Consider the following 24781-nt stretch of genomic DNA (forward strand, 5'->3'; position numbering starts at 1 on the left):
CCGCCGACCGGGTCAACGCTACCGGGCCGACCGACGGGCGGGCGATGAGGCACAGTTAGGGCATGCGCGTGGTTCTCGCCGACGATTCCGTCCTGCTCCGTGAAGGTCTGATCCGACTGCTCGACGAGATCGGCTGCGACATCGTCGCCGCCGTCGACGACGCTCCGTCGCTGATCGCGGCGGCCGCCGAGCACAAGCCGGACGTCGCCATCGTCGACGTCCGGATGCCGCCGACGATGACCGACGACGGACTGAAGGCCGCGGTCGCCGCGCGGCAGCAGAACCCGGCGCTCGGCGTGCTGATGCTGTCGGCCTACATCGAGTTGTCCTACGCCGACGTGCTGCTCTCGGACGGCCGCGGCGGCGTCGGCTATCTGCTGAAGGACCGGGTCACCTCGCTGAACACGCTGGCAGAAGCGCTGCAGACGATCAAGGGCGGCGGCACCGTGCTCGACCCCGAGGTGGTCGCGCAGCTGCTGGTCGCCCGCCGCTCCGACCCGCTGGGGGCGCTGACCGCTAGGGAACGCGAGGTGCTGGCGCTGATGGCCGAGGGCCGCAGCAACTCGGCGATCGCGGGCCAGCTCTTCATCACCGGCGGGGCCGTGGAGAAACACATCTCGAACATCTTCAGCAAGATCAATCTGCCGGACGTCGGCTCGGACAACCGCCGGGTGCTGGCCGTGCTGGCCTGGCTCAAGTCCCGCTGAGTCGATCATGGAGACGGTACGGATCGGGGTCCTCGGCGCGGCCCGGATCGCGCCCGCCGCGCTGATCGAGCCGGCCCGGATCGTGCCCGGCGTCGAGGTCGTCGCCGTCGCCGCCCGGGACCTGAACCGCGCCGAGGACTTCGCCCGGCGGCACGGGATCCGCACCGCCTACCGCGACTACCGGGCGCTGCTCGATGATCAACGGATCGACGCGATCTACAACCCGCTGCCGAACGGGCTGCACGGGCGGTGGACCCTGGCCGCGCTCGAGGCCGGCAAGCACGTGCTCTGCGAGAAGCCGTTCACGGCCAACGCCGAGGAGGCCCGGACCGTCGCGGCGGCCGCGAAGGCCAGCGGCCTGGTGGTCCTGGAGGCGTTCCACTACCGCTACCACCCGCTGGCCCGGCGATTGCGCGAGTTGATCTTGTCCGGCGAGCTGGGCCGGCTGCGGCACGTGGAGACGGCGATGTGCTTCCCGCTGCCGGTGTTCTCCGACATCCGGTACGACTACCGGCTGGCCGGCGGTGCCCTGATGGACGCCGGCTGTTACGCGGTCCACCTGGCCCGGCTGCTCGGCGGCGAGCCGGAGGTGGTCGGCGCGGCGGCGAAGCTGCGGGATCCGCAGGTGGACCGGGCCATGACGGCGGAGCTGAGGTTCCCGGGCGGTCACACCGGGACCGTACGGTGTTCGATGTGGTCCCGCGACGTGCTGCGAATGTCGGCCCGCGTCGTCGGTGATCAAGGAGAGTTGCGGGTGCTGAACCCGTACGCGCCGCAGTTCGGGCACCGGCTCTCGGTCCGGGTCGGTGATCATCGCCGGGTGGAGCACTTCTCCCGACGCCCCACGTATGCCTACCAGCTCTCGGCGTTCGTCGCCGCAGTCCTGGACGGCGTCCCGCCGCTGACGCCCCCGGAGGACTCGATCGCCACCATGACCGTGATCGACGCGATCTACCGGGCCGCGGGCCTCCCGCTGCGTCAGCCGACCTGAGTCTGGCCCGCCCTTCGACAAGCTCAGGGAGCGATGCCCCGCACCCTCGACCCACGCAACCCGCGCACCCCTGAGCCCACGCAACCCACGCGCCCTGAGCCTGTCGAAGGGCCAAGCCCGATGATCATCGGGTTATCCCGAACAAGGATCCACCGGTCGACCCCATCGACCCACCGAGCCGCGATGACGATGCTGATGATCATGAAAGACGCAACGAGACTGGGCCAGGCCTGCACGCTGCTCATCCTGGCCGTGCTGGCCGGGGTCGCCGAGATGATCATCGCCCTGCTGGCGTCTCGGCGGCGGGCGATCCGACGCCGGGGCTGCTGCTTCAGCTCGGCGTCCACCTCGCCGCCTACGCCCTGGCGTTCGTCCTGATCGGCCTGACCTGGCGCGGCAACCGGGTGGCCCGCTGGATCGTGTTGATCATGCTCGGCGGGATCGGCACCGCGTCCCTGGTCGTTCCGCTGATCACCGAGCTCGCCGCGGGCGCGGACCTGGTCGAGGGTTTGGGCGGCGGGACGTCACCGTACTTCCCGGTCGTCCGCGCCGCCCATCTCCTGTTCGTGGTCGCCGGGTCCGGGCTGCTGCTGGCAGCCCGGCCGACGCCGGTCCGCGCTCTGGTCAGAGCGCGCGGTGGCGCTGGTTGATCCCCGGCAGCCCGTACGGGTAGTCGTCGACGATCGGCTGGCTGGCCTCGGTGAGCAGCGTGGTCTCCTCGTCGGAGAGGTGCAGCCCGGCGGCGCCGAGGTTGTCGTCCAGCTGCTCGAGGGTCCGGGCGCCCAAGATCACCGAGGTCACCGCCGGCCGGTCGTTCAGCCAGGCCAGCGCGACCTGGGCGAGCGAGACCCCGCGATCCTTGGCGATCTGCTCGACGGCGCCGATCACCCGCCAGGTCCGCTCCTCCGCGTTGCGGCGGGCGTACGCCTCCATGCCACGAGAGGGATCCTCGCCCAGCCGGCTGGCACCGGTCGGGGTGGTGTCGCGCCGATACTTGCCGGTCAGCCAGCCGCCGGCCAGCGGCGACCAGGGCAGGATGCCGATGTTCTCGTTCTCGCAGACCTCGGTCAGCTCCAGCTCGATGCTGCGCTGGAGCAGGTTGTACTGCGGTTGCAGGGTGACGATCTTGGGCAGGCCGCGGAACTCGGCCACCATCGTGGCCTTCTGCAACTGCCAGCCGGTGAAGTTGCTGACGCCGACGTAGTTGATCTTGCCGGCCCGGACCGCGTCGTCGTAGAAGCGCAGGGTCTCCTCGATCGGCGTCAGGGCGTCCCAGGCGTGCGCCTGGTAGAGATCGATCCGGTCCACCTGCAGCCGCTTCAGGCTGGCGTCCAGCGCCCGGGACAGGTTGGTCCGGGACAGACCAAGATCATTCTTGCCGTCGCCCATCGGGAACCGGCCCTTGGTCGCGATCACCAGCTGGTCCCGGACGGCGCTGCCCCGGTCGGCCAGCCAGCGGCCGATGATCTCCTCCGAGACACCGCGTCCGTAGACGTTGGCGGTGTCGATGAAATTGCCTCCCTGCTCGACGAACCGGTCGAGCTGGGCGTGCGAGACGGCCTCGTCGCTCTCCCGGCCGAACGTCATCGTGCCGAGGCAGAGAGTCGAGACGACCGTGCCGGTGCCGCCGAGGGTGCGGTACTCCATGGATGTCGTGCCTTCCGTAGTACTGATGGCACCCACTCTGCGCCGCCGCGTTTATCCTGTCCAACAGAAGAATCCGATCTCACTGATCATCGATACGGATGAGCCATGGAACTCCGCCACCTCACGTACTTCATCGCCGTCGCCGAGGAACGCCACTTCACCCGGGCGGCCCAACGGGTGCACGTCGCCCAGTCCGGCCTGTCCACCGCGATCCGGACCCTGGAACGGGAACTGGGCGCGGAACTGTTCATCCGGAACACCCGCAGCGTGGAGCTGACCGACGCCGGCCGGGCCCTGCTGGCCGAGGCGCGGCACACGGTCGGCGCGGCCGAGGCGGCCCGGGACGCGGTCGCCGCGGTGCAGGGCGTGGTCACCGGCCGGCTCGCGATCGGCACCCTGCAGTGCCTCGGCGCACTGAACGTCTCGGCGCTGCTGACCCGGTTCCACCGGGCCCACCCCGGCGTCGAGATCCGGCTCCGCCAGTCCGGGTCCACCGAGCTGCTGGGGCTGGTGCACGGTGGCGATCTGGACGCGGCCTTCGTGTCGGTGCCGTTCGTCGAGCAGCCCGGGATCACCCTCCGCCCGCTGTCCGCCGAGCCGCTGCTGCTGGCCTGCGCGCCCGATCACCCGCTGGCTGCCGAGCGGCAGATCGGGGTGCTGGACCTGAAGGACGAGACCTTCGTCGACTTCCATCCGGGCTGGATCACCCGGGATCTGACCGACCGGGTGCTGGCCGCGGCGTGCATCGAACGACGGGTCGCACTGGAGGCCAACGACGTCCACTTCCTGCTCGACCTGGTCGCCGGCGGCCTCGGCGTCGCCCTGGTCCCGGAGAGCTTTCGGCACAAGCAGACCACCGCCCGCTTCGTCCCGCTGCCCGACGACGTGCCCCGCTGGGAGCTCGCCGTCGCCACCCCCGCCGGCCGCCGCCTCAGCGCCGCCGCCCGCGCCTTCCTCTCCGACCCAGCCCTGACGCCGTGACACGCCCAACTTCCCCACACTTCTTGGCACTTTGCGCGAGTTACTTCTCACGGGAACAGCCAGTTTTTCACGTAACGTGAAAAACTTGTGGCCAGCGTGACAGGTGGGTCCGGCGGGCCGGATCAGAGGTGAGCCAGCAGGTCGGCGGCGGCGGTGCGCAGGGCCTCGCGGACCTCGGCCGACGCCTCCAGGTCGTACGGGACGGCCGGGGTGATCAGGGCCAGCACGACGCGGACCACGGCGCTGAGTTCGTCGTCGCCGAACTCGATCCGTCGGCGCCCGTCGGCCAGCAGCCGGATCCGGCTCGGCAGCAGGTAGCCGACCCGGGACCGGATCTCCTCCTCCGTGGCGTCGAGCGTGATCACCGCCCGGTGCCGGTACGGGGTCGAGGCCAGCGACCGGTTCAGGTAGGCCCGCGCACCGCCCGGCGGCTCGCGATCGCCGAACGGTTGCCCGAGGCCGGTCGGCTCGGCGATCCGGTCCAGCCGGAAGGTCCGCCAGTCCGCGCGGTCCAGGTCGTACGCGACGAGATACCACCAGCCGTAGCCGGTGACCACGCGATGCGGCTCAACCCGGCGCCGGGTCACCCGGCCGGCCCGGTCCCGGTAGCCGAACCCCATCTCCTCGCGGTCCCGGGCGGCCAGCGCCAGCCGGGCCAGCACCTCGCCGTCGATCGGCGCCTGCCCGCGCGGACCGGCGCCGACCAGGGACTCCGAGCCGGACACCGCGGCGATCGCGGCGACCCGGTCCCGGAGCCGGCGCGGCAGAACCTGGCCGAGCTTGCCCAGGGCCCGGGCGGCCGTCTCGCCGATGCCCTCGATCGGATTGGTCTCGGCATGCCCCAGCAGGGCGGCGATCGCGACCGCCTCGTCGTCGTCGAACACCAGCGGCGGCAGCCGGGTGCCCGCGGCCAGCCGGTAGCCGCCCGCGGTCCCGGTGGTGCTGTCGATCCGGTAGCCGATCGCCCGCAGCCGCGCGACATCGCGGCGCAGCGTCCGGGGCGTGATCCCGAGCCGGTCGATCAGCTCGGCGCCGGTCCAGGAGGATCGGGCCGCGAGCAAGCCGAGCAGCGCCAGCGACCGGTCCGTGACATCCGTCATGAGTTCAGATTCTTCTCCCTTGAGGACATGATCCGTCCTCAAGCGTCCCTAGTATCGCAGCATGACCACAGAGACCATCGACCTGATTCGGCCCGGTGATCCCGACTACGACGAGCGCCGGATCGGTTTCCAGACCTTCAATCCGCTGCGGCCCGACCTGATCGCCACTCCTTCCGACACCGACGAACTCACCGCCGCCGTCCGGTACGCCACGACGCAGGGACTGCCGATCGCGGTCCAGGCCACCGGCCACGGCTCTCCCGGCCTGACCGACGGCGGCCTGTTGATCAACACCTCCCGGCTCACCGGCGTCACGATCCACCCGGATCGGCGGACCGCCTGGGTCGCCGCCGGCACCCGCTGGGACGAGGTCGTCGCGGCGGCCGCCGAGCACGGGCTGGCCGGACTCGCCGGCAATGCGCGCTCGGTCGGCGTGATCTCGTACGCCCTCGGCGGCGGGATCGGCCCGCTCGCCCGCCGGTACGGGTTCGCTGCCGATCATGTGAACCGGATCGAGTTGATCACCGCCGACGGCGAGCGCACCATGATCACCGCCGACAGCGACCCCGACCTGTTCTGGGCGGTCCGCGGCGCCGGCGGCAACTTCGGCGTCGTCGCGGGAATCGAGATCGAGCTGTTCCCGCAGCCGGAGTTGTACGGCGGATCGCTGTTCTTCGACACACCCCTGATCGAATCCGGGCTGGCCACCTGGCACGACTGGCTGCAGACGCTGCCCGACGAGGTGACGTCGACCGCCGTGATCGTCCCGCTGCCCGATCTGCCCGTCCTGCCGCCGCCGCTGCGCGGGAAGCACGTGCTGTCGATCCGGGCCACCTCGACCGGCCCGGCGACCGAGGCGGAGGAACTGTTCCGCGGCCTCGGTGCGATCGGCGAGCCGCTGTTGGGCGGCTTCCGGACGCTGCCGTACGCGGAGATCGCAACGATCAACAACGACCCGACCGACCCGTCACCGCACCGCACCCGGGGCACCCTGCTGGACGGGCTTGATCAGGACACGATCGCCAAGTTGATCAAGGCCGCCGGCCCGGGCAGCGAGCTGTCGCCGGTGCTGGAGCTGCGCCACCTGGGCGGCGCGCTGGCCCGGCCGCCGGCGGTCCCGAACGCGGTCGGCCACCGGGACGCCGCGTTCACCGCGTCCATGATCATCGGGCTCTCCTCGGCCACCCCGGAGCAGGCCGAGCTGGACCGGGTGACCGCCGCTCAGGAGCGGACCCTCGAGGCTCTGTCGGCGCACGACACGGGCGGCCGGCACTTCACGTTCCTCGGCGGCGGCGCGACCCCGGACGACGTCCGGGCCACCTTCGCTCCGGACACCTGGGACCGGCTGACCAAGCTCAAGGCCCGGGTCGACCCGGGCAACGTGTTCCGTTACAACGCGAACATCCCGCCCGCCTAGGGGCTAGTGCATGTAGAGGCCGCCGTCGACGTTCAGGGTCTGGCCGGAGACGTACCCCGCGTCGTCGGAGATCAGGTACGCGACGGCGGCCGCCACATCACGGGTCTGCCCGATCCGGTTCACCACAAGATCATCGGCCAGCTCCAGCTTCCGTTCCGGACTCAACGGACCGCCCATGATGTCGGTGTCGATCGGTCCCGGCGCGATCGCGTTCACGGTGATATCGTTCGGACCGAGCTCGCGGGCCAGCGACCGGGTCAGCCCGATCAGACCCGCCTTGGCCACCGAGTATGGCGTCTTGCTGAACGTGCCGCCGCCGCGCTGCGCGGACACGGAGGCCAGGCTGATGATCCGGCCACCGCGCCGGTTCCGGACCATCGTCTCGGCCACCCGCCTAGTCACGTAGTGGGCGCCGGTGAGGTTGATCCCGATCACCCGGTGCCACTCGTCCGCGTCGAGGTCGAGATAGGCCAGCGGTGAACTGACACCCGCCGAGTTGAGCAGGCCGAGAATCGGCGGCAGGGCGGCCTCCATCGCGTCGATCGCGGCGCGCGCCTGCTTCTCGTCCGACACGTCGGCGGCCGCGCCGAACGCGGCTACGCCGTGCCGGGCGGTGAGTTCGCCGGCCAGCTCGTCGCAGGACGCTTGATCAAGATCCAGCACGCCGATGCACCATCCCTGCTCGGCGAGGACGTCGGCGGTCGCCCGCCCGATGCCGCGGATCGAGGTCGCCCCAGTGATCACTGCCGTACGCTGCCCGCTCTGCTCCATGATCAACCACTCCTACTTCGGGTACGTGTAGTCGGCGCCCGGTTTCCAGTCCGGGAAGGCGTAGTCGTCCAGCGCGACCTCGGCACCGTCCGCCTTGGCGGCCGCGATCGCCTTCTCGCGTTCGGCCTCGTTGGCGTCGCTGAGCGTCTTCAGCGCGGCCCGCAGGTCGGGGACGTCGCCGCCGAGATAGCCCTGCACGATCGCCCCGAGCCCGGGCGTCACGGGCTTGCGGCGGGCCTCGGCGAGGGAGACGTCCGGGTTCCGGACCACCGGCTGCGGCCCCTGGAACACCTGCTCCTTCAGCATCGCCACGGCCTGCTTGTACGGCTCCGTGACGTTGGCCGTCGCGACCAGGTCGAGATCGATCGGCGGTGCATCCATCGCCTCGGTGATCTTGACCAGGTAGTCCTCGCCGGTGAACGACTCGACCAGCTTCGACGCCGCCGCCGGGTCCTTGGTGCTGCCCGCGATCACGAAGGTCGGGCCGCTCAGGTTGCGGTACAGGGCGACCGGCGCCCCGGCCTCCGGCGTCACCACCTGGCCGACGCCCATCTTCGGCAGGAAGTCCGGTTGCAGGACCCGTGACCCGCCGGGTGACCAGGCACCGTCGATGAAGATCGCGACACCGCCCGAGGCGTACCTGGTCCGGGCGTTGACGACGCTGAACGTGTTGGTGCCACTCAGCATCATGCCGCCCGCGAAGAGCTCCTTCCAGAACTCGATCGCGTTCACGTACGTGTCGTCGTGGAACCCGTACTCCCCTGTCGCATAACGGACTCCGCCGAGACCGGGGAAGCCGGCCACCTGGGCCATGTCGTTGATCTGATCACCGGCCCGGCCGCCGTCCGCACCGAGCGCGATCGTCATCGGCGCGACCCCGGCCGCCTTCAACTTCTGACAGGTGGCCCGGAAGCTGTCGTAGTCGCCCGGTACGTCCGCCGGGTCGAGACCGGCCTTGGCGAACAGTTCGACGTTGGTCCAGGTGAAGCTCGGATGGGAGCGGAACGACTGCAGCGGGACGCCGTAGAGCTTCCCGTCGATCTTGGTCACGCCCTCGACCTGGACCTCCTTCGGCAGCCGCTTCAGGGTGTCGTCGGACAGCTCGACCTCGCGGATCCACTGATCGGCGACGAGCGCGGCCAGCGGCAGCCCGACGACGTTGGAGAACACGTCGGGCAGCTTCTTGGCCTGGTTGGCCAGCCGCAACGACTCGCCGGCCTTGGACGCCTCGTAATAGGTGTACGTGACCGGCACGCCGATCTTCTCGGCCTGACTCGAGGCCCACTCCTTCTGGAGATCCTGGTAGGCGCTGAAGTGGTCCCACCACTGGAGCCCACCGCTGGCCGTACCGGAGCCGCTGCCACCGGAGCATCCGGCGACGGACGCGGCGGCCACTCCGGCTCCCAGGGCCGTGATCCCGCTGAGGAATCCACGGCGATTCATGGTCGGTCTCATGCCGACACCCCTTCCTCGCTTGGCGAGTTGGTTAGGACTTGACTGCTCCGGCGATGCCTTCGACGAAGTAGCGCTGCAGGAAGAAGAACAGGAGGACCACGGGGATGATCGAGATGATCCCGGCCGCCGTCATACCGGACCAGTCGACCGCGTCCTGACCGATGAAGGCCTGCATCCCGACGCTCAGGGTCCGCAGTTCCGGACGGCTGAAGGTGAACACCAGCGGCAGGAAGAAGGCGTTCCAGGTGCCGAGGAAGGTCAGCAGGGCCACGGTCGCGGTGACCGGCATCGACAGCGGGAACATGATCGAGAGGAAGGTCCGCAGAAAGCCGGCCCCGTCCACGATCGCCGCTTCCTCCAGCTCCCGCGGCAGCTGCCGGAAGTAGCCGGCGTAGATCAGGATCGAGGCCACATTGGCTCCGCCGCTGAGGGCCAAGATCATTCCGGACAGTGAGTCGATCAGGCCGAGCTGGAGCGAGACCTGGACCACCGGGATGATCGTGTAGCCGGTCGGGACGAAGATCGTCGCCACCAGGATCCCGACGATCAGCCGGGAGCCCCGGAACCGGTAGCGGCCGATCACGTAGCCGGCGGCGGCGCAGCGCAGGGTCACGATGATCACCGTGATCACGGTGACCAGCACCGTGTTCAGCAGGTACCGGCCGAACTGCGCGTCCTCCCAGGCCCGGCCGTAGTTCTCCCAGACCAGCGTCTCCGGGATCAGGTTCAGGCCGGCGGCGAAGACCTCCGTGTTGTCCTTGAACGAGGCGGACAGCATCCAGACGAACGGGAAGATCCAGAGCAGCACCGCACCGACCAGGAAGACGGTCGCGATCCACCACGGCAGCCTGCTGATCAGCCGGCGCACCCGCGGGGCGGTCATCACGCCCCCGCCCGCAGCCGGCGCGCGGCCCACACGCCCCAGAGCTGGATCAGTCCGACCACGAAGACGAAGAGGCCGAAGAGGACGGCCGCCGCCGAGGCGAACCCGAGTTGCGGGACCGGCGCGGTGAAGGCCCGCTGATAGATGTAGATCTCGATCACCTCGGTGGCGAAGAACGGGCCGCCGCCGGTCAGCGTCTGCATCAGGTCGAAGGCCCGGAACGAGTCCTCGATGGTGAGCAGCGAGATGATGATCAAGAACGGTTTGAGCAGCGGTACGGTGATCTGGGTGAACAACTGGACCACTCCGGCGCCGTCGATCCGGGCCGCCTCATAGAGCTCGGTCGGGATCGTCTGCAGCGCGGCCAGCCAATAGACCAGGGTGATGCCGAAGAACTTCCAGATGTAGACCACGGACGCCGTGATCAGCGCCGTCTGCGAGTCGCCGAGGAAGCTGATCCCGCCGTCGTGCCCGAGGGCCAGCAGCAGGCTGTTCAGCGGCCCGCTGGCCGGATCGAGCACGAACTGCATCACCACGCCGACGATCGCCGTGGTCGTCACGACCGGCAGGAAGAAGGCGGTCCGGAACAGCCGGGCCAGCGGCAGCTTCGGCGAGTTGAGCACGATCGCCAGCAGGAAGCTCAAGATCACCCGGGCCGGCGCCACCAGCAGCATGAAGATCAACGTGATCTTGAACGAGCTCCAGAACATCGGGTCCGCGAACACGGCCTGGTAGTTGGCCAGGCCGACGAACCGCTGCTGCGACTCGAACCCGTTCCACTCGACCAGGGAGTACCAGTAGCTCGCCGCGATCGGATACAGCGTGTAGAGGCCGTACAGGATCGCCGTCGGGAGCAGGAACAGCCAGACCCAGAGCGTCAGCCGGCCCCGGTTGCCGCGTCGCGCGGGCCGATCGGCCCGCTTCGTCCCCGGGCGCACTCCCCGCATCGCTAATGTCGTCATTGACGTCAACCTTCGAGAGTCGGATCAGCCGGACGCCAGGTCCGGGATCGGGCGGAGCTGGCTGGCGGCGAAGGTCCGTGGATCGTTGCCGGTCCGCCGGCCCGCCTCCAGCCCGTTGATCGTGGTCACCTCCTCGCCGGTCAGCGCGAAGTCGAACACCTCGGCGTTGGCCCGGATCCGTTCCGGCGTCGCCGACTTGGGGATCACGATGTGGCCGCGCTGCAGGTGCCACCGGAGCAGCACCTGGGCCGGCGTCCGACGATGATCATCCGCAATGGCGTGCACCGCCGGGTGGCTCAGGTCGGCGCCGCGGCCGAGCGGCGAGTACGCCTCGACGGCGATGCCCCGCTCGGCGCAGCTGCGCACCACGTCGACCTGCTGATAGGTCGGGTGCAGCTCGATCTGGTTCACCGCCGGGAGCTGATCGCCCTCCGCGGCCAGCCGCTCCAGGTGCTCGGCCAGGAAGTTGGACACCCCGATCGAGCCGACCCGCCGCTCCGCGGCCAGCCGCTCCAGCGCCCGCCAACTGTCGACGTAGCGGTCGGCGGCCGGGTTCGGCCAGTGGATCAGGTAGAGGTCCACCCGGTCCAGCCCCAACCGCCGGCAGCTGTCGTCGTAGGCCCGCAGCGCGGACTCGTACCCCTGATCACCGTTGCGGAGCTTGGTCGTCACGAAGACCTCGTCCCTTGGCAGCCCGGTCGCCCGGAGCGCGGCGCCGACCCCGGCCTCGTTGACGTACGCGGCCGCGGTGTCCAGGTGCCGATAGCCGGCCGCCAGGGCCACCTCGACCGTGGCCTGCACCTGGTCCGGCGGAATCTCGAAGACCCCGAGGCCGAGCTGGGGGACGGCGGCCCCGTCCCGCAGCGTGATCATGGTCGGCGCCGTCATCTCAGCTCCGCGGCGTCAAGATCAACAGCGACACCGCCGGCAACGGCAGCGCCACCTCGAGCGCGAGGCCGCCGGACGGATCCGGGTCGAGGTCGCGGGCCGGCTCGAATTCCTCCAGGCCCTGCCGGGCCTGGATCTTCGCGATCTCGTCGTCGCCGGGATCGGACGGCGAGCCGAGCGAGGCCCAGACCGTGTGCGCGTTGCTGTGATCATGATCGATGCGCAGGTGGCTCAGCCGGTAGCCGGTGTGGTCGAGGCCGGACACCGCGATCCGGACCGGCGTCGCCGCCTCGGCCCGCTGGTACTGGTCGTCGGTGTGCCGCCAGACCAGGATCGCCACGGTGCCGTCCTCGTCGGTGGTGGCGAGGGCGTCGACCTCCTCGGGCATGCTGCTGCCGTCCGGGTCCGCCAGGGCCTCGATCGACCAGGCCTGGTCGGACCGCGCGGCCACCCGGTGACTGCCGAGCCGGCCGAACATCCGGTAGGCGTTGAGCAGCGGCTTCTCGGTCCCGTCCGCGGTGAGGAAGGACCGGGTCCCCTCGAACCAGCGCTCGGCCTCGAAGTAGAAACTCCACGAGGTCGCCTGGTTCACCGAGACCGGCCCGGCCGCGTTGAGGTCGAGGATCTTCTTGAACAACTTCGCCTGGAACACCGGGTAGTACTCGGTGTTCTGGAATGCGTAGTTCGCATTGTCGTAGCGCCCGAAATGTGCCGGCACCGCCGCATCGCATTCGTCGACCAGGACCTCGAGGTCCCGATATTCGGGATAATCGGCAATGATGCGATTGCACCGCACGATGTCGTACAACATCTTCGTCGACGAAGGACTCGCCTGCTCCGTGGCGGGAGCGCCGATCGGCCGATAGTCCCGGGTCGGGAAATGGCAGCCCTTCGTGTGATAGGAGATGAAATCCAGCGGCTCGCCCCGGGAACTCGTGTAGTCGAGGAATTCCTTGAGGAACTCGAGCCCGCCGCTGGTCACCGACGGTCCACCGACCTTCGCCCCGGGGATCGCGGCGCGCACCGCCTGCGCGGTCACGGTGTACAGCTCGTTGTACTGCTGGACCGTCCCGCCCCAGTAGAAGATGTCCGGCTCGTTCCAGAGCTCCCACAGCCATTCGCTGACCTCGGCCATCCCGTAGCGCTCCGCGCAGTGCCGGGCGTGCGCCTCGATCAGCCCGGCCCAGCGGCCGTAGTCCCGCGGCGGGAAACGCCACGCCCCCGCCTCGTACGCTCCATAGAGGGTCGGGCTCGACGGCACCGTGAATTCCACGTCGGGAACCAGGTCGCGCGGCGTGAAACCGAGTTCGACCAGCACATGATGCCCGGCAGCGACAATCGCGTCATAGGCCTGATCGACCAGCGTGAAATCGTAGTAGGGATTCCCGTTCTCGTCCTCGTGGTAGACGTTTCCGGAACTCCAGTGCGGAATTCCGAAGCCACTGCCCGAGCAGAAGACATAATGCGGCCGCACGTGGTAACTGTCGCCGCTGATCTCGCCGAAGCTGCGGAGCAGGCGTTTCCCCGTGCGGGTGTAGGTCCAGTTGAATTCGTCGTAACCGATGCTGCGCCAGACCGGCTCGATCGGGCCGAGGTCGGCCGCGGCGTCGACCTCGATCAGGGCCCGCTCGACGTGCGGCGCGTCCGGATCGCTGGGCGCCGCGGGCGGAAACGGGCTGCCGGCCCGGCGGCTGACATGAGGATTCTGGGTTTCGGTGCTCACGGGGGTAGCCCCTCGCTCTCACTTCGTCGTGTGACGTCCGGCGACGGTGATCGCCGAATCCGGTGATCAACTCCTCCATCGAGTTTCACGACCCGAACCCCATATTGTCAACGATATATTGTTAATGATTTGTAGTTCGTGACATGATCCGGGGACACGGCCAGGAAGGACGCGAGCGTGCTCCCTCAGGGAATCCAGCGACCGATGCAGGTCCAGCCTGCGCTCGGCACGATGGTCGCCAACCTGCTGCGCGAGATGATCACCAACGGCCAGTTCGAGCCGGGCGAGCACCTCAAGGAGGCCGCCATCGCCGACGCCATGTCGGTCAGCCGCGGCCCGGTCCGGGAGGCGTTCACCCAGCTGGAGGCCGAGGGGTACGTCGAGCTGCGCCGGCACCGCGGCGCCTACGTGGCCGCGCTGACCCGGGTCGACGTGGAGGAGGTGCACACGCTGCGCGGCGCGATCGAACGGCTGGCCGCCGAGCGTGCCTGCACCCGGATGGGCGAGGCGGAGTTCGCCGCGATGGACGCGGTGCTGGAACGGATGAAGGCCGTCGACACGACCATCGAGCCCGACGGCGCGGTCGTTCTTGATCTTGCCTTCCACGACATCGTCTACGCGTCCTGTGATCATGCTCGGGTGCAGCGGGTGTGGGAGTCGATCCGCGGTCAGGTCCGCCTGTTCCTGCGCGCTCGCAACATCAACTTCCCCGACTTCTCCGAGGTCGGCTACCCCGAGCACCGCGAACTGCGCGACGCGCTCGCCGAGGCCGACCCGGAGGTCGCCCGGGCCGCCGTCGACAAGCACATCCTCGGCGCCTACGAACGACTGAAGCGCCTCGATCTGCCCTGAGCAGCCGTTTCCGCAAGATCACGCGGGTCCAAGCGCCGGCGCCGTACAGGACACAAGATGTCCGTGACGAGCTGGGATTCTTGAGGGACTCTGGTTCTTCTGATCTTGAAGGGAGCTTCGTGATGGCAGACCGGACCGGTCGGTTGACGACCCGTGAGCTGTCGATGCGTACCGTGGCGGACTTCGAGCAGTTCTTCTGGCAGGTCAACGGGTGCGGCTGCGCGCTGTACCTGTTCGGCCGGCACCTGAGCCCGGCCGCGAGTGCGGCCATCACGGGTCGGCGGCCGCCGGCGGCAGGCGTACGTCCTGCGGGGAGGGACTGGCGGACGGGCGAGTTGGCTGCGGTGAAGGACCTGGTGCGCCAGGGCCTGGCGCACGGGATCCTCGTCTATGCCGACGCGGAACCGGTCGGCTGGTGTCACTTCGGGCGAGCGGACGAGGTGCCGGTGCCCCGGGACGACTCGATCCCGCGGAAGCGGTTCGCCCGGTATCCGTCGACGCAGTGGCGGATCACCTGCCTGCTCACCCGGATCGATCATCGTCGCCGAGGGGTGGCCGGCACCGCCCTGGCGGCGGCCGTGGCGGCGATCAAGAAGCGCGGCGGCGGCTGGATCGAGGCGACACCGATCTCGTTCCCGCATCGCGACACGACGCTGCGGAAGGTGCGCCGGGAGCACGGCTGGAATTCAACGGCCGTGGACGAGTACCTGAAGGACAACTGGCCGAGCCGGGAAATCCCCGGCCTCGGACGGGTGGGCGCCTGTCCGGTCACCGCGCAGACGATGACCAACGTCGGAACGCTTTCGATGTACGAGAAGCTGGGCTTCAAGCCCACCAAGATCGACGAGCTGAGCGGCGACCCGCGGCTTCCCTTTGACCGCGTGGTCGTCCGGCTCAAGGCCTGACCACGTCGCGTCGTGCGATCCCGCCGGCGCTCGTCACTGATCAGGCTCGGTTGGGTCGACGAGGAACTGGCGGACCCGGAGCCGGTCCACCTCCAGGTCGCCGATCTTGAGGGTACGGATCGTGGCGCGCCGGATCACCAGCCGCCCGATCGCGATCACGCCGAAGGCCAGCGCCCCGCCGGCCAGCGCGCCCACCGCGAGCCCGGCCAGGCTCAACCCGCCGATCGCACTCGCCCCGCCCGCGCGGGCTCCGATCACCGCCGCGCCCATCGAGGCGGAGTCGCCGTGTTCCCGATCGGCCTGCTCGTCGGCCGGGCCGGACTCCGGTCCATGATCAGCATTCATGAAATCCACGGTCGCACAGATCGGCCGACCGCGGTCACCAGATCAGCCGAATACCGTTCAGGTCGTGGAAGGCCGCATTGGCGGTCACCAAGGGCATGCTCTCGATCATGCTGGTGGCCGCGAGCATCCGGTCGAACGGATCGCGATGATGCCAGCCCAAGGCGCCCGCACTCATCGCGTGCTCGTTCGTGACCGGAAGACTCCCGATGCCGGCGCGGTCGAGATGCCGCTGATAGCCGTCGATCAGGCCCTCCGCCTGCGGCAGCTTCCCCAGCCGATGTTTGGTAGCAATCTCCCAAGCCGAAGGAGCACGTGCGTGTCCAACAGCACCGACACGGCTACTGCTCCCAGGCGGCGAGTTCGTCCTCGGGCAACGGTTCGAAGAAGCTGTCCGGGACCCGATAGCCGACGAAGCCCATCTCCCGCGGTCCGCCGTCGTGGATGGCAACCAGCCGCGCCACGGGTTTGTCACCGCTGGCGATGATCACCTCATCGCCCGCTTCGACCTCGGCCAACAGCGCAGACAGCCGCGTTTGCGCCTCCGACACTTGGACGACCTGGGTCATGCATCAAGACTGGGCTGCCCAGCCAGCTTGGTCAACGGGTTCGGGTGACTCCTCCGCTGTCTCGAGTTCCGCTGCCGTGTCCGTGGTCGGTTCGGTCTCGGCGTAGCTGGTCACGGTGGCCAGATCGAGGGCGAGGTCGATCGCGAAGTCGCCGAACATCAGGCGGGTGGCGGTGCGGGCTGCTTCCCGTACCGACTGCTCGGCCTGCTCGGCGAGCCGGTCCGGCGTGTGCACGATGATCTCGTCGTGCAGGAAGTAGACCAGGTAGGGCCGGTCGTCCGGCGGGCCGAGCGCGGCGAGCCGGTTGCGCAGGTCGGCCATCCAGCACAGCGCCCACTCCGCGGCGGTGCCCTGGACGACGAAGTTGCGGGTGAACCGGCCCCAGTCGCGGGCCTGCTGCCGGGCCCGGCGCTGCTCGTTCGGGCCGGCCTCGGCGTCGCTCGCGGCGGACTGCACCTGCTGCCAGGATGCGCCCGGCCGCGGTGAACTCCGGCCGAGCCAGGTGGTCACCACCTCGCCGCGCTCGCCCGCCCGGGCCGCGTCCTCGACCAGCCCGGTGGCCCGCGGGTAGGCCTTGATCAACCGCGGCATCAGCTGGCCCGACTCGCCCGTCGTCGCTCCGTACAGCGCGCCGAGCATGGCCACCTTCGCCTTGGCCCGGGTCTCCACCACACCCTCGTCGACCAGGCCCTGGTACAGGTCGCCGCCCCGGGCCGCCCGGGACAGCCGATGATCACTGGCCATCCCGGCCAGCACCCGCGGCTCCAGCTGGGCGGCGTCGGCCACCACCAGCCGCCAGCCCGGGTCGGCCGTCACCGCACCCCGGAGCAGCTTCGGGATCTGCAGCGCGCCGCCGCCACGGGTGGCCCAGCGGCCGGTGACCACGCCGGCCGGCACGTACTCGGGGCGGAACCGGCCGTCCCGGACCCACTGGTCGGCCCAGCCCCAGCCGTTGGCGGCGAGCAGCCGGGACAGCTTCTTGTACGTGAGCAGCGGCGGGATCGCCGGATGATCAAGTTTGGACAGTTCCCACTGCCGGGTGCTGGTGGCGTCCAGCCCGACCGTGTGCAGGGCGCGGAGCAGTTCGGGTGGCGAATCGGGATTGAGCCCCGGCTGCCCGAGCGCCGTACGGACCTCGCCGAGCAGGCCCTCCAGCACCGCCGGCCGGCCACCGAACCGGGGCCGCGGACCAAGCATCTCGGTCAGTTGCCGATCATGAACAGTCACGTCGAACGGCAGCCCGTGGTGATGAAGCTCGGCCGCGATCAGGGCACCGGCGGACTCGGCGGCGAGCAGCAGCCGGAGCCGCTGCCCGTGTGGCGAGTCGGCGACCGCCGCCGTCTGCAGCCGATGCTCGGCGGCCACCTGCTCCAGGTCGGCCCGTTCCACCGGCCGGGCCAGCAGGGACGGCTGCTCGTCCTCCAGCAGCTCGGCCGGCGACCGGTCCCAGTACGCGTCGGAGCCCGCCAGCGGCAGGGCCAGGAAGGTCGAGGCGGCCAGGATCGCGTGGCACAGCCGGAGGTCGACGCAGCGCTCGATCCGGAGGCCGGCGCGAAGCAGCTCGGGGTAGAGCTCACGGGTGTCCGCCCACACCCAACGAGCTCCGGCCCGCTCCAACTCGCCGAGCCGGACCGGCGCGGCAGACCGGTCGACCGTCTCGTCGGTCGCATCGGCCAGGCGCCGCAGCACGACCCGGTCGTCCGCGACCGCGACGGCGATCTCCTCCACGGTCGTCGACTCTACGGAAAGACACCGACAGTCACCGGAGTGCACAGTGGACCGTGGGACGGACGCCGTGCTTTCGAGATTGCCCGGGCCGTCTCCAGCGTGGGCGTCTCGATCAAGACCAACGGAGAGATGAGGTGACTCCCTTGACGACCAGGGCACTCGCCGTAGCGGCGTCCGTGATCATGCTCGCTGCCTGCAATCCGTCCGCCCCTCCCGCGCCGACTCCAACGAATGCCCAGGGACCACGGCTCTCGTGGCGGTCGAGAAGCACGATGGAGCACTCGAAGCATCGGTGTCAGGGCTACTCGCCGCGGATGCGGCCGGCTGCGTGACCGTGGACGGCATGACCTTGATTGCTCCGGCAGGTTCTCGCCTCGATCCGGACGGGACGATTCACCTGGAAGGAATCGGCGACTATGCCCTCGGTGATCACCTCCCGCCAACCGCGAGCAGCACCGGGAACGCTGCCGAGGCCAAGCCGGAGTATCAGGGCTGTGCCGGAAAGCAAGTGGTCAGCGTGTATGCGACCGAATGACCGCGCGACGTGCCCGCACGGCACCGGCGCCGCCCGCGTTCCCGCGGGAACGTCGGTGGCCGTGGGTAACGTGCGGCCGGTGACCAACCTCGATCTGCTCAGCCGCCGGTTCGGCATCACGCTCGACCCGGACACCGTGACCGGAGGACTGTCCGGCTCGGCGGTCCGGCGGGCGACCCGGGCCGACGGGACGCCGGTGGTGGTCAAGATCAGGTTCGCCGAGTCGGGCTTCGACCGGACCGCCGCCGAACGCGAACTCGCCTTCTATCGGGAGCTGGCCGGCGGCCTCGCGATCCGGACCCCCGACCTGCTCGACCATCACCTCTCGGACGACTGCGTGGCGATCCTGCTGTCCGCACCGGGAACGATCCGGCCGGCCGAGGACTGGACCCATGATCACTGGCTGGCGCTGGCCGGCGACCTGGCGGCGCTGCACGAGACGCCTGTGCCGGACGGCGACCTGTGGCGGCACGGGCCGGACGGCGAGGTGCCCGGCACCGATCCGGAACGGTGGCGGAGCTACTGGGACCGGGCCGGCGAGGCGGAGCTGTTCGCGCCGATCTTCGACGACCCCGCCGTCCTGACCGCTGCCGTACGTGAGCAGCCGCCCTGCTTCGGGCACGGCGACTGCCACACGGACAACATCCTGATCACCGACGCCGGCATGGTCTGGGCCGACTGGCAGGTGACGGGCATCAGTCGCCCGGCGGGTGACCTCGCCTTCGCCGCCGGCCGCGCGGCCCCATCGGGAGCGACGCCGCCGCTGCCCGAGATGATCAAGGTGTACGCGGAGCGCCGCGGCCTCGACCCGGCGGCGTTCGCCCGCTCGGTCCTGGCGGCCGGGCTGTCCGCCACCCTGTTCGTCTGGCCGGCCTACCTCGGCTACAACACGCCGGCCGCCGTCGACCGGGTGCACCGCCGGGCCGTCGAACTGGCCCGCGACTGGTTAGCCCAGGTCTGACGACAGCCAGTGCTCCGGTCGCATGTAGATGCCGGAGTGCTCACCCATCTGGTTCAGCTCGAAGTCGACGTAACCGGCCACCCGGTCCGGCGGCAGATAACGCTCGGCCATCTGCTGGGTCCGCTCCCGGCTGCCCGGTTCGATCCTGGTGACCGGGCCCTCCACCGACACGTACCGAATCGTCGGCTCGACCCGTTGCACCATCAGACTGAACCGCCCGGCGGCCCGGATCGCGCGGCCCTTCCGGGACTCCAGCTCGGTGTTCACCCACAGTTCTCCACCCGGCGTGTAGCCGTACCAGATCGGCACGATCAGCGGGGCGCGACCGTCATCCTCGACCACCGACAACGCACCGATGTGCGGCTCGGCCAGGAACTCTTCGCGTTCAGCTTGGTTCAATGCCATAGACCCGAACCTAGTGGCGCGTCGCCCAAGTAGGTCAACGTTTGGCGACGCCCAGGCACGCACCTCGCGGCGTTCTCCTCAGTCGACATATGACCCGATATGCCTTCCTCGTCGGCCTTGCGAAGCACGCACCTGGACGCCGCCAAACGTCAACCTACTTGGGCGACACACCACTAGCTCCGGCCACCGACACCGTCGTATGATCGGCGCCGACCATAAAAACAGCCCCAACTGTAGTCGGCGTCATGCCGGTGGAGTGGTCGCGTTCCGCGTCGGCGCTGCGGTGCCGGAGACGACAATGAGCGGGCGCGTGGGCACAGGACACGGAGGCATCTTCCATGCGCCGTTCGTCGCTGCCCACTCCACAACGATTCTCGCTCACCCGGATGCTCGGACTGCCCTCGATCCGCGGCCACGTGCCGCTGGTCGTCGCGCTCGGCGTCGATGCGATCGGGACCGGCCTGGCCGGTCCGCTCGTGCTGCTCTATCTGACCACCGTCGTCGGCCTGCCCGTCGCGACCGCCGGCCTGGTGGTCACCGGTTCCGGGGTGCTCTCGCTCGCCGTGCCGGCGGTGGCGGCCGCCGTCGCCGGCCGGTTCACGCCGCGGACGATCGTGATCTTCGCGCTGGTCCTGCAGGCGATCGGCATGGCGGGCCTGTTGCTCGCCGTCCTGCCGGCCGGCCGTGCGCTGCCGATCCTGGTCGCCTGCTGTCTGCTCACCGCCGTCGGCGGGCGGGCCTTCTGGTCGTCGATCTTCGCGCTCGTCGCCGATGCGGCCGACGCCGCCGGGGCCGAGGCCAAGGAGTCCTGGTTCGCGCTGTCCGGGATGACCCAGGGCGTCGGCTTCGCCGTCGGGGCCCTGATCGCCGGCGCGTTGTTGATCATCCCCGGTTCGCTGCCGTACGTCATCGCACTGGCGGCCAACTCGGTGAGCATGATCGCGGCCGCCGTCCTGCTCGCCCGCGACCCCGGCCACGAGCGCCGCCCCGCCGACGCCGGACCCGATGATCATGAAACGGGCCGGGTGCACCGGGACGGCCCGTACCTGCTGCTGATCGGCGCGAACACGCTGTTCGCCTTCTGCAGCACGATCCTGGGCGTCGGCCTGCCGCTGTACGTGGTGCAGGGCCTGGACGCGCCGGCCTGGCTGATCGGCCCGCTGCTGGCGATGAACACGGTGATCGGCGCGACCTGCCAGGGCCTGGCGGTCCGGGCGACGAGCCGGTTCCGGAGGATCCGGGTGCTGGTCGTCGCGGGCCTGATCTGGGCCGCCTGGGGCGTGGTCACCGCCGTGCTCGGGCTGGCTCCGCTCTGGCTGGTGATCCCGGGCCTGATCTGCTCGGTGTTGATCTACTCGATCGCCGAGCTGATCCACGCGCCGGTGTCGATGGGGCTGGCCTCGGACGCGGCCCCGCAGGGCTCGCGGTCCGGCTACCTGTCCTGGTTCCAGTACTCGTTCGCGCTGGCCACGATCGCCGCGCCGGGCGCGTTCGCGGTCGCGTTCGCCGCCGGCCCGGAACTGCCCTGGCTGATCACCTCGATCATCGGCCTGCTCGGCTGCGCGGCGATCATCGCGGCCGGACGCGGATTGGCACCCCGGCTCCGGCGCTGATTGTTAAGGTCGAGGCATGGTGGAGCGCGTCGAACTCGAGGTCGGCGACCGGGTCGTCAAGATCAGCAACCCGGACCGGGTCTATTTCTCCGCCCGCGGGGAGACGAAGCTCGACCTGGCGAAGTACTACCTCGCGGTCGCGGACGGCGTCGTCAACGCGCTGCACCACCGGCCCTGCATGCTGCACCGGTTCCCGGACGGCGTCGACGGCGACAAGGTGCACCAGAAGCGGGTGCCGCACGGTGCGCCGCCGTGGATCCAGACGGTCCGGGTCGACTTCCCCTCCGGCCGGCACGCGTACGAGCTCTGTGTTGATCATCCGGCGGACGTGATCTGGGCGGTCCAGATGTCGACGGTGGAGTTCCATCCCTGGAACTCCCGCAGCGAGCACGTCGAGCAGCCCGACGAGTGGCGGATCGATCTTGATCCGGGGCCGGAGGCGACCTACGACGACGTCCGCCGGGTCGCCGCAGTGACCCGCGAGGTGCTGGACGAGCTCGGCGCCACCGGCTTCCCGAAGACCTCGGGCAGCAAGGGCATCCACATCTACGTCCGGGTCGCGCCGGTGTACGGGTTCGCCGACGTGCGACGGGCCGCCTGGGCCTTCGCCCGCGAGGTCGAGCGGCGGGCCGGCGGCCTGGTCGACCTGACCTGGTGGCGCAAGGACCGCGACCCGGCGACGGTGTTCGTCGACTACAACCAGAACGCCCGTGATCACACGGTCGCCTGCGCCTATTCGGTACGGGGAACGCCGGAGGGCCTGGTGTCCGCGCCGGTGCACTGGGACGAGCTGCCCGAGGCGGACCCGCGCGACTTCACGATCGCCACCATGCCGGCCCGGTACGCCGAGCTGGGCGACCTGCACGCCGACATCGACGACGCGATCTACAGCCTTGATCAACTTCTGGAATGGGCCGACCGGGACGAGAAGGACGACGCACCGCCGCCCGACGAGACCTGATCCTCCTCTTCACCCCTTCGACCATCGGTCAGTTTTTCACGTTGCGTGAAAAACTGGCACTTCCCGCGAGATATAACTCGCGGAAAGCGCCAAGAAACCAGGGGTGGTGGGACGGGTGTGGCGAGTGGGACGCCCAGTTCACCGTCCCTCGCCGGTGTGAGCATCTCATCATGATCTTGTGACGCCGGTCAGACGCCTGGCCGGTCAACCGCTGGCAGCATCGGGTCGGTGATCAACGCAACGTCCCCGAGCTGGCCGGCCCGGATCGGCTGGACCGCCCACCTGGTGCTCCGGATCGGGCTGGCCGGATACCTGTTCATCTACGGCTGGTCGAAGGTCTTCCTGGCTCAGATGGGCCGGGCGGATCTCGGTGACGCCCTGGTGGCGTACGGAGAGATGAGCCCGATGGGTCTGCTCTGGCGGATGGTCGGCTACTCGGTCCCGTTCCAGTTCCTGTCCGGGGTGGCCGAGGTGCTGGCGGCCGGGATGCTGCTGTGGCGCCGTACCGCCGGGGTGGGGGCGGCGGTCGCGGCCTTCGACATGTACTTTGTGTTCCTGCTCAACCTGTCCTACGACGTCCCGGTGAAGCAGCTCTCCCTGGCGCTCGCGATCGGCGCGACGATCGCCGCGATCCCTTATCTGACACGGTTCCTGCGGGCCCTGTTCACCGCCGGCCCGATCCCGCGCGGACCGCTGCCGACGATCGCCACCGGCCGGCCGGGCAAGATCATCAACGTGGTCGGGGCGGTGCTGGCCGGGCTCTCCGTGATCGCCTCCGGGCTGCTGTTCCGCCAGGCCTTCCCGGCACCGACCGAGGGGCACCCGCTGGCCGGCGTCTACCGGGTCGTCGACGACACCGCGAAGCCGGCCGCCCGGCTCGTCGATGATCAACGCTGGCAGCAGGCGGCGTTCAGCCAGTGGGTGGTCGGCGGCAAGTCGCGGTGGTCGATCCGCCTGGCCAACGGCGATCTTCGTACCGGATCCTTCCGGGACGCCGGGCCGAACCTGATCAAGGTCGACCTCAAGCCGGCCCAGCGCGGCCCGGTCCGGACCACCGAGCCGGCGACGACGACGTTCGAACTGCGCTGGGAGTTGCGGCCGGACGGCCGGCTGCGGCTGGTCGGCGGCGGCCAGGACCTCACCCTGGAGTCGGACCCGGAGTTCCGTTTCCTGTTCGACCGCGACTTCTCCTGGGATCCGCGGCCGCCGGTGAACCGCTAGCGAGCGAGCGCGGTGAGCCACTTCCGGAGCAGCCGCACCTCCGGTTCGCCGAGCACGGCGCCGGCGCCGGACAGCTGGTCCAGCAGGGCGGCCGAGGCCGCGGCCAGTTCGACCTGGGAGCGGCCCCGGCCCGACGCCGCTGCGGTCCCGGTGATCGCCGCGAGGGTTCCCTCGCGCATCGCCGCGGACAATTCGGGATCCGGCTCGCCGAGCACGATCTGGCGGAGGGTGACGCCGATGTTGGCGGCCAGGATGTGCGCGGCGGCCTGTTCGGGCGGCACCACCAGCCGGCCCTGATCGGCCGCCGCCTTGGTCAGCCCGCGCAACACCTGACCCGGCCGGTCCTGCGCCGAGGGGCGGCGGCCGGGCGTGACCTGGCCGTACATCAAGGCATAGAAGCCGGGATTCGCGAGGCCGAAGGCGACGTGGGCGTCCCACCCGTCGCGGAGGTCCTGGATCGGGTCGCCGGACGACTCGTGCGACTCCTTGAGTCCCAGGTAGACGTCGAAGCCGTGCGCGATCACGGCGTCCAGCAGGCCTTCCTTGCTGCCGAAGAAGTGGTACAGCGTGGGCAGCTTGACCCCGACCCGATCGCAGATCGCGCGCAGCGGCACGTCCTGGCCCGGCGACGCGGCGATCAGGTCAGCGGCTGCCTCGAGCAGCCGCTGCCGTGTATCGGGATTCCGCGTCACTGTCACACTGCTATAGTATTCCTATATCAGCGATACAGTGATCTGGAACGTACGAACAGGAGCCACACCATGACCGCGTTGCAGGACAAGACCGTGCTCGTCGCCGCCGGCGCCAAGAACCTGGGCGGGCTGATCAGCCGGCAGGCCGCCGAGGCGGGCGCCGACGTCGCCATCCACTACAACTCCGAGGCGACCCGGCCGGCGGCGGAGGAGACCCTGGCCGCGGTCCAGGCCGCCGGCCGGAAGGGGGTCGTGCTGAGCGGCGACCTGACCAAGCCGGAGAACGTCGAGCGGCTCTTCGCCGAGGCCGAGGCGGCGCTCGGCCCGGTCGATGTCGCCGTCAATACGGTCGGCAAGGTGCTCCGGAAGCCGATCGTCGACACCACCGAGGCCGAGTACGACGCGATGTTCGACATCAACGCCAAGGCCGCCTACTTCTTCATCAAGGAGGCCGGCCGGCGGGTCGCCGACG

The 24781-nt window shown here is 69.8% G+C and carries 28 protein-coding genes; 14 read left to right on the forward strand and 14 right to left on the reverse strand.

Features of this window, described 5'->3' with window-relative positions; all coding sequences use genetic code 11:
• Positions 1 to 62: 62 nt before the first annotated feature.
• The 4 genes from ACFQU4_RS15470 to ACFQU4_RS15485 all read left to right on the forward strand — a co-directional run bounded on the left by ACFQU4_RS15470 (position 63) and on the right by ACFQU4_RS15485 (position 2348).
• On the forward strand, positions 63 to 707 hold the full coding sequence (locus ACFQU4_RS15470) for a response regulator (protein WP_377493347.1): 645 nt from the start codon (positions 63 to 65) through the stop codon (positions 705 to 707).
• Positions 708 to 714: 7 nt separating this feature from the next.
• Positions 715 to 1698 carry a Gfo/Idh/MocA family protein gene (locus ACFQU4_RS15475; RefSeq protein WP_377493349.1) on the forward strand — a complete coding sequence of 328 codons (984 nt, stop codon included), beginning with the start codon at positions 715 to 717 and terminating at the stop codon, positions 1696 to 1698.
• A 201-nt stretch (positions 1699 to 1899) separates the two neighbouring features.
• Entirely contained in the window at positions 1900 to 2076 is a 177-nt protein-coding gene (locus tag ACFQU4_RS15480; protein WP_377493351.1) for a hypothetical protein, read from the forward strand.
• 26 nt (positions 2077 to 2102) lie between these two features.
• Positions 2103 to 2348 carry a hypothetical protein gene (locus ACFQU4_RS15485; RefSeq protein ID WP_377493353.1) on the forward strand — a complete coding sequence of 82 codons (246 nt, stop codon included), beginning with the start codon at positions 2103 to 2105 and terminating at the stop codon, positions 2346 to 2348.
• On the opposite strand, the gene ACFQU4_RS15490 is transcribed toward ACFQU4_RS15485, so the two are convergent.
• Positions 2323 to 3345: an aldo/keto reductase gene (locus tag ACFQU4_RS15490; protein WP_377493355.1), complete on the reverse strand. Its 1023-nt coding sequence runs from the start codon at positions 3343 to 3345 to the stop codon at positions 2323 to 2325. The genes ACFQU4_RS15485 and ACFQU4_RS15490 overlap by 26 nt on opposite strands.
• 105 nt (positions 3346 to 3450) lie before the next feature.
• Between ACFQU4_RS15490 and ACFQU4_RS15495 the strand changes: the two genes are divergently transcribed.
• Entirely contained in the window at positions 3451 to 4326 is an 876-nt protein-coding gene (locus ACFQU4_RS15495) for a LysR family transcriptional regulator (protein WP_377493357.1), read from the forward strand.
• Between the two features lie 122 nt (positions 4327 to 4448).
• Here ACFQU4_RS15495 and ACFQU4_RS15500 read toward each other — a convergent pair whose 3' ends face one another.
• Positions 4449 to 5426: a helix-turn-helix transcriptional regulator gene (locus ACFQU4_RS15500; protein WP_377493359.1), complete on the reverse strand. Its 978-nt coding sequence runs from the start codon at positions 5424 to 5426 to the stop codon at positions 4449 to 4451.
• 61 nt (positions 5427 to 5487) lie between these two features.
• On the opposite strand from ACFQU4_RS15500, the gene ACFQU4_RS15505 reads away from it, so the two are divergent.
• A complete protein-coding gene (locus ACFQU4_RS15505; RefSeq protein ID WP_377493361.1) occupies positions 5488 to 6843 on the forward strand; it encodes an FAD-binding oxidoreductase in 1356 nt (451 codons plus the stop codon).
• A gap of 3 nt (positions 6844 to 6846) precedes the next feature.
• On the opposite strand, the gene ACFQU4_RS15510 is transcribed toward ACFQU4_RS15505, so the two are convergent.
• The 6 genes from ACFQU4_RS15510 to ACFQU4_RS15535 are packed head-to-tail and all read right to left on the reverse strand — an operon-like array spanning position 6847 to position 13525.
• The gene (locus ACFQU4_RS15510; RefSeq protein ID WP_377493363.1) at positions 6847 to 7587 is read right to left on the reverse strand and encodes an SDR family NAD(P)-dependent oxidoreductase; all 741 of its coding nucleotides are present in this window, start codon (positions 7585 to 7587) and stop codon (positions 6847 to 6849) included.
• A 39-nt stretch (positions 7588 to 7626) separates the two neighbouring features.
• Positions 7627 to 9069 (reverse strand): ABC transporter substrate-binding protein, encoded by a 1443-nt coding sequence (locus ACFQU4_RS15515; RefSeq protein ID WP_377493365.1) that lies wholly within the window; start codon positions 9067 to 9069, stop codon positions 7627 to 7629.
• Between the two features lie 31 nt (positions 9070 to 9100).
• Positions 9101 to 9952 carry a carbohydrate ABC transporter permease gene (locus ACFQU4_RS15520; protein ID WP_377493367.1) on the reverse strand — a complete coding sequence of 284 codons (852 nt, stop codon included), beginning with the start codon at positions 9950 to 9952 and terminating at the stop codon, positions 9101 to 9103.
• Entirely contained in the window at positions 9952 to 10914 is a 963-nt protein-coding gene (locus ACFQU4_RS15525) for a carbohydrate ABC transporter permease (protein ID WP_377493369.1), read from the reverse strand. Before ACFQU4_RS15525 ends, ACFQU4_RS15520 begins: the two co-directional genes overlap by 1 nt.
• Positions 10915 to 10938: 24 nt before the next feature.
• On the reverse strand, positions 10939 to 11802 hold the full coding sequence (locus tag ACFQU4_RS15530) for an aldo/keto reductase (RefSeq protein ID WP_377493371.1): 864 nt from the start codon (positions 11800 to 11802) through the stop codon (positions 10939 to 10941).
• Position 11803: 1 nt separating this feature from the next.
• Positions 11804 to 13525: a glycoside hydrolase gene (locus ACFQU4_RS15535; RefSeq protein WP_377493373.1), complete on the reverse strand. Its 1722-nt coding sequence runs from the start codon at positions 13523 to 13525 to the stop codon at positions 11804 to 11806.
• 204 nt (positions 13526 to 13729) lie between these two features.
• On the opposite strand from ACFQU4_RS15535, the gene ACFQU4_RS15540 reads away from it, so the two are divergent.
• Both ACFQU4_RS15540 and ACFQU4_RS15545 read left to right on the forward strand, forming a co-directional pair.
• Entirely contained in the window at positions 13730 to 14377 is a 648-nt protein-coding gene (locus ACFQU4_RS15540; protein WP_377493375.1) for a GntR family transcriptional regulator, read from the forward strand.
• 122 nt (positions 14378 to 14499) lie between these two features.
• Positions 14500 to 15282 (forward strand): hypothetical protein, encoded by a 783-nt coding sequence (locus tag ACFQU4_RS15545; RefSeq protein WP_377493377.1) that lies wholly within the window; start codon positions 14500 to 14502, stop codon positions 15280 to 15282.
• A gap of 33 nt (positions 15283 to 15315) precedes the next feature.
• On the opposite strand, the gene ACFQU4_RS15550 is transcribed toward ACFQU4_RS15545, so the two are convergent.
• Genes ACFQU4_RS15550 through ACFQU4_RS15565 form a run of 4 tightly spaced genes read right to left on the reverse strand, consistent with a single transcriptional unit; the run spans position 15316 to position 17921 of the window.
• The gene (locus ACFQU4_RS15550; RefSeq protein ID WP_377493379.1) at positions 15316 to 15627 is read right to left on the reverse strand and encodes a hypothetical protein; all 312 of its coding nucleotides are present in this window, start codon (positions 15625 to 15627) and stop codon (positions 15316 to 15318) included.
• A 34-nt stretch (positions 15628 to 15661) separates the two neighbouring features.
• Positions 15662 to 16075 (reverse strand): type II toxin-antitoxin system VapC family toxin, encoded by a 414-nt coding sequence (locus tag ACFQU4_RS15555; protein WP_377493381.1) that lies wholly within the window; start codon positions 16073 to 16075, stop codon positions 15662 to 15664.
• On the reverse strand, positions 15966 to 16193 hold the full coding sequence (locus tag ACFQU4_RS15560; RefSeq protein ID WP_377493383.1) for a type II toxin-antitoxin system Phd/YefM family antitoxin: 228 nt from the start codon (positions 16191 to 16193) through the stop codon (positions 15966 to 15968). Before ACFQU4_RS15560 ends, ACFQU4_RS15555 begins: the two co-directional genes overlap by 110 nt.
• 3 nt (positions 16194 to 16196) lie before the next feature.
• Positions 16197 to 17921 carry a bifunctional 3'-5' exonuclease/DNA polymerase gene (locus tag ACFQU4_RS15565; protein ID WP_377493385.1) on the reverse strand — a complete coding sequence of 575 codons (1725 nt, stop codon included), beginning with the start codon at positions 17919 to 17921 and terminating at the stop codon, positions 16197 to 16199.
• Between the two features lie 253 nt (positions 17922 to 18174).
• On the opposite strand from ACFQU4_RS15565, the gene ACFQU4_RS15570 reads away from it, so the two are divergent.
• A complete protein-coding gene (locus ACFQU4_RS15570; protein WP_377493387.1) occupies positions 18175 to 18456 on the forward strand; it encodes a hypothetical protein in 282 nt (93 codons plus the stop codon).
• Between the two features lie 79 nt (positions 18457 to 18535).
• Positions 18536 to 19417 carry a phosphotransferase gene (locus tag ACFQU4_RS15575; protein ID WP_377493389.1) on the forward strand — a complete coding sequence of 294 codons (882 nt, stop codon included), beginning with the start codon at positions 18536 to 18538 and terminating at the stop codon, positions 19415 to 19417.
• Here ACFQU4_RS15575 and ACFQU4_RS15580 read toward each other — a convergent pair.
• Entirely contained in the window at positions 19403 to 19822 is a 420-nt protein-coding gene (locus ACFQU4_RS15580; RefSeq protein WP_377493391.1) for a pyridoxamine 5'-phosphate oxidase family protein, read from the reverse strand. The genes ACFQU4_RS15575 and ACFQU4_RS15580 overlap by 15 nt on opposite strands.
• Before the next feature lie 338 nt (positions 19823 to 20160).
• Between ACFQU4_RS15580 and ACFQU4_RS15585 the strand changes: the two genes are divergently transcribed.
• From ACFQU4_RS15585 to ACFQU4_RS15595, 3 genes are all read left to right on the forward strand, one after another.
• Complete coding sequence (locus ACFQU4_RS15585) at positions 20161 to 21435, forward strand: MFS transporter (protein WP_377493393.1); 1275 nt, start codon at positions 20161 to 20163, stop codon at positions 21433 to 21435.
• A 16-nt stretch (positions 21436 to 21451) separates the two neighbouring features.
• Complete coding sequence (gene ligD, locus ACFQU4_RS15590) at positions 21452 to 22396, forward strand: non-homologous end-joining DNA ligase (RefSeq protein WP_377493396.1); 945 nt, start codon at positions 21452 to 21454, stop codon at positions 22394 to 22396.
• 228 nt (positions 22397 to 22624) lie between these two features.
• Entirely contained in the window at positions 22625 to 23617 is a 993-nt protein-coding gene (locus ACFQU4_RS15595) for a hypothetical protein (RefSeq protein ID WP_377493398.1), read from the forward strand.
• Here the strand turns inward: ACFQU4_RS15595 and ACFQU4_RS15600 are convergent.
• Positions 23614 to 24315 carry a TetR/AcrR family transcriptional regulator gene (locus ACFQU4_RS15600; RefSeq protein WP_377493400.1) on the reverse strand — a complete coding sequence of 234 codons (702 nt, stop codon included), beginning with the start codon at positions 24313 to 24315 and terminating at the stop codon, positions 23614 to 23616. The genes ACFQU4_RS15595 and ACFQU4_RS15600 overlap by 4 nt on opposite strands.
• A 63-nt stretch (positions 24316 to 24378) precedes the next feature.
• Here ACFQU4_RS15600 and ACFQU4_RS15605 point away from each other — a divergent pair.
• Positions 24379 to 24781 (forward strand): SDR family oxidoreductase (locus ACFQU4_RS15605; RefSeq protein WP_377493402.1); only part of this gene is annotated, 403 nt, incomplete at its 3' end.

The sequence above is a fragment of the Microlunatus sp. GCM10028923 genome (genome assembly GCF_042666975.1).
Classification (GTDB): Bacteria; Actinomycetota; Actinomycetes; order Propionibacteriales; family Propionibacteriaceae; genus Microlunatus.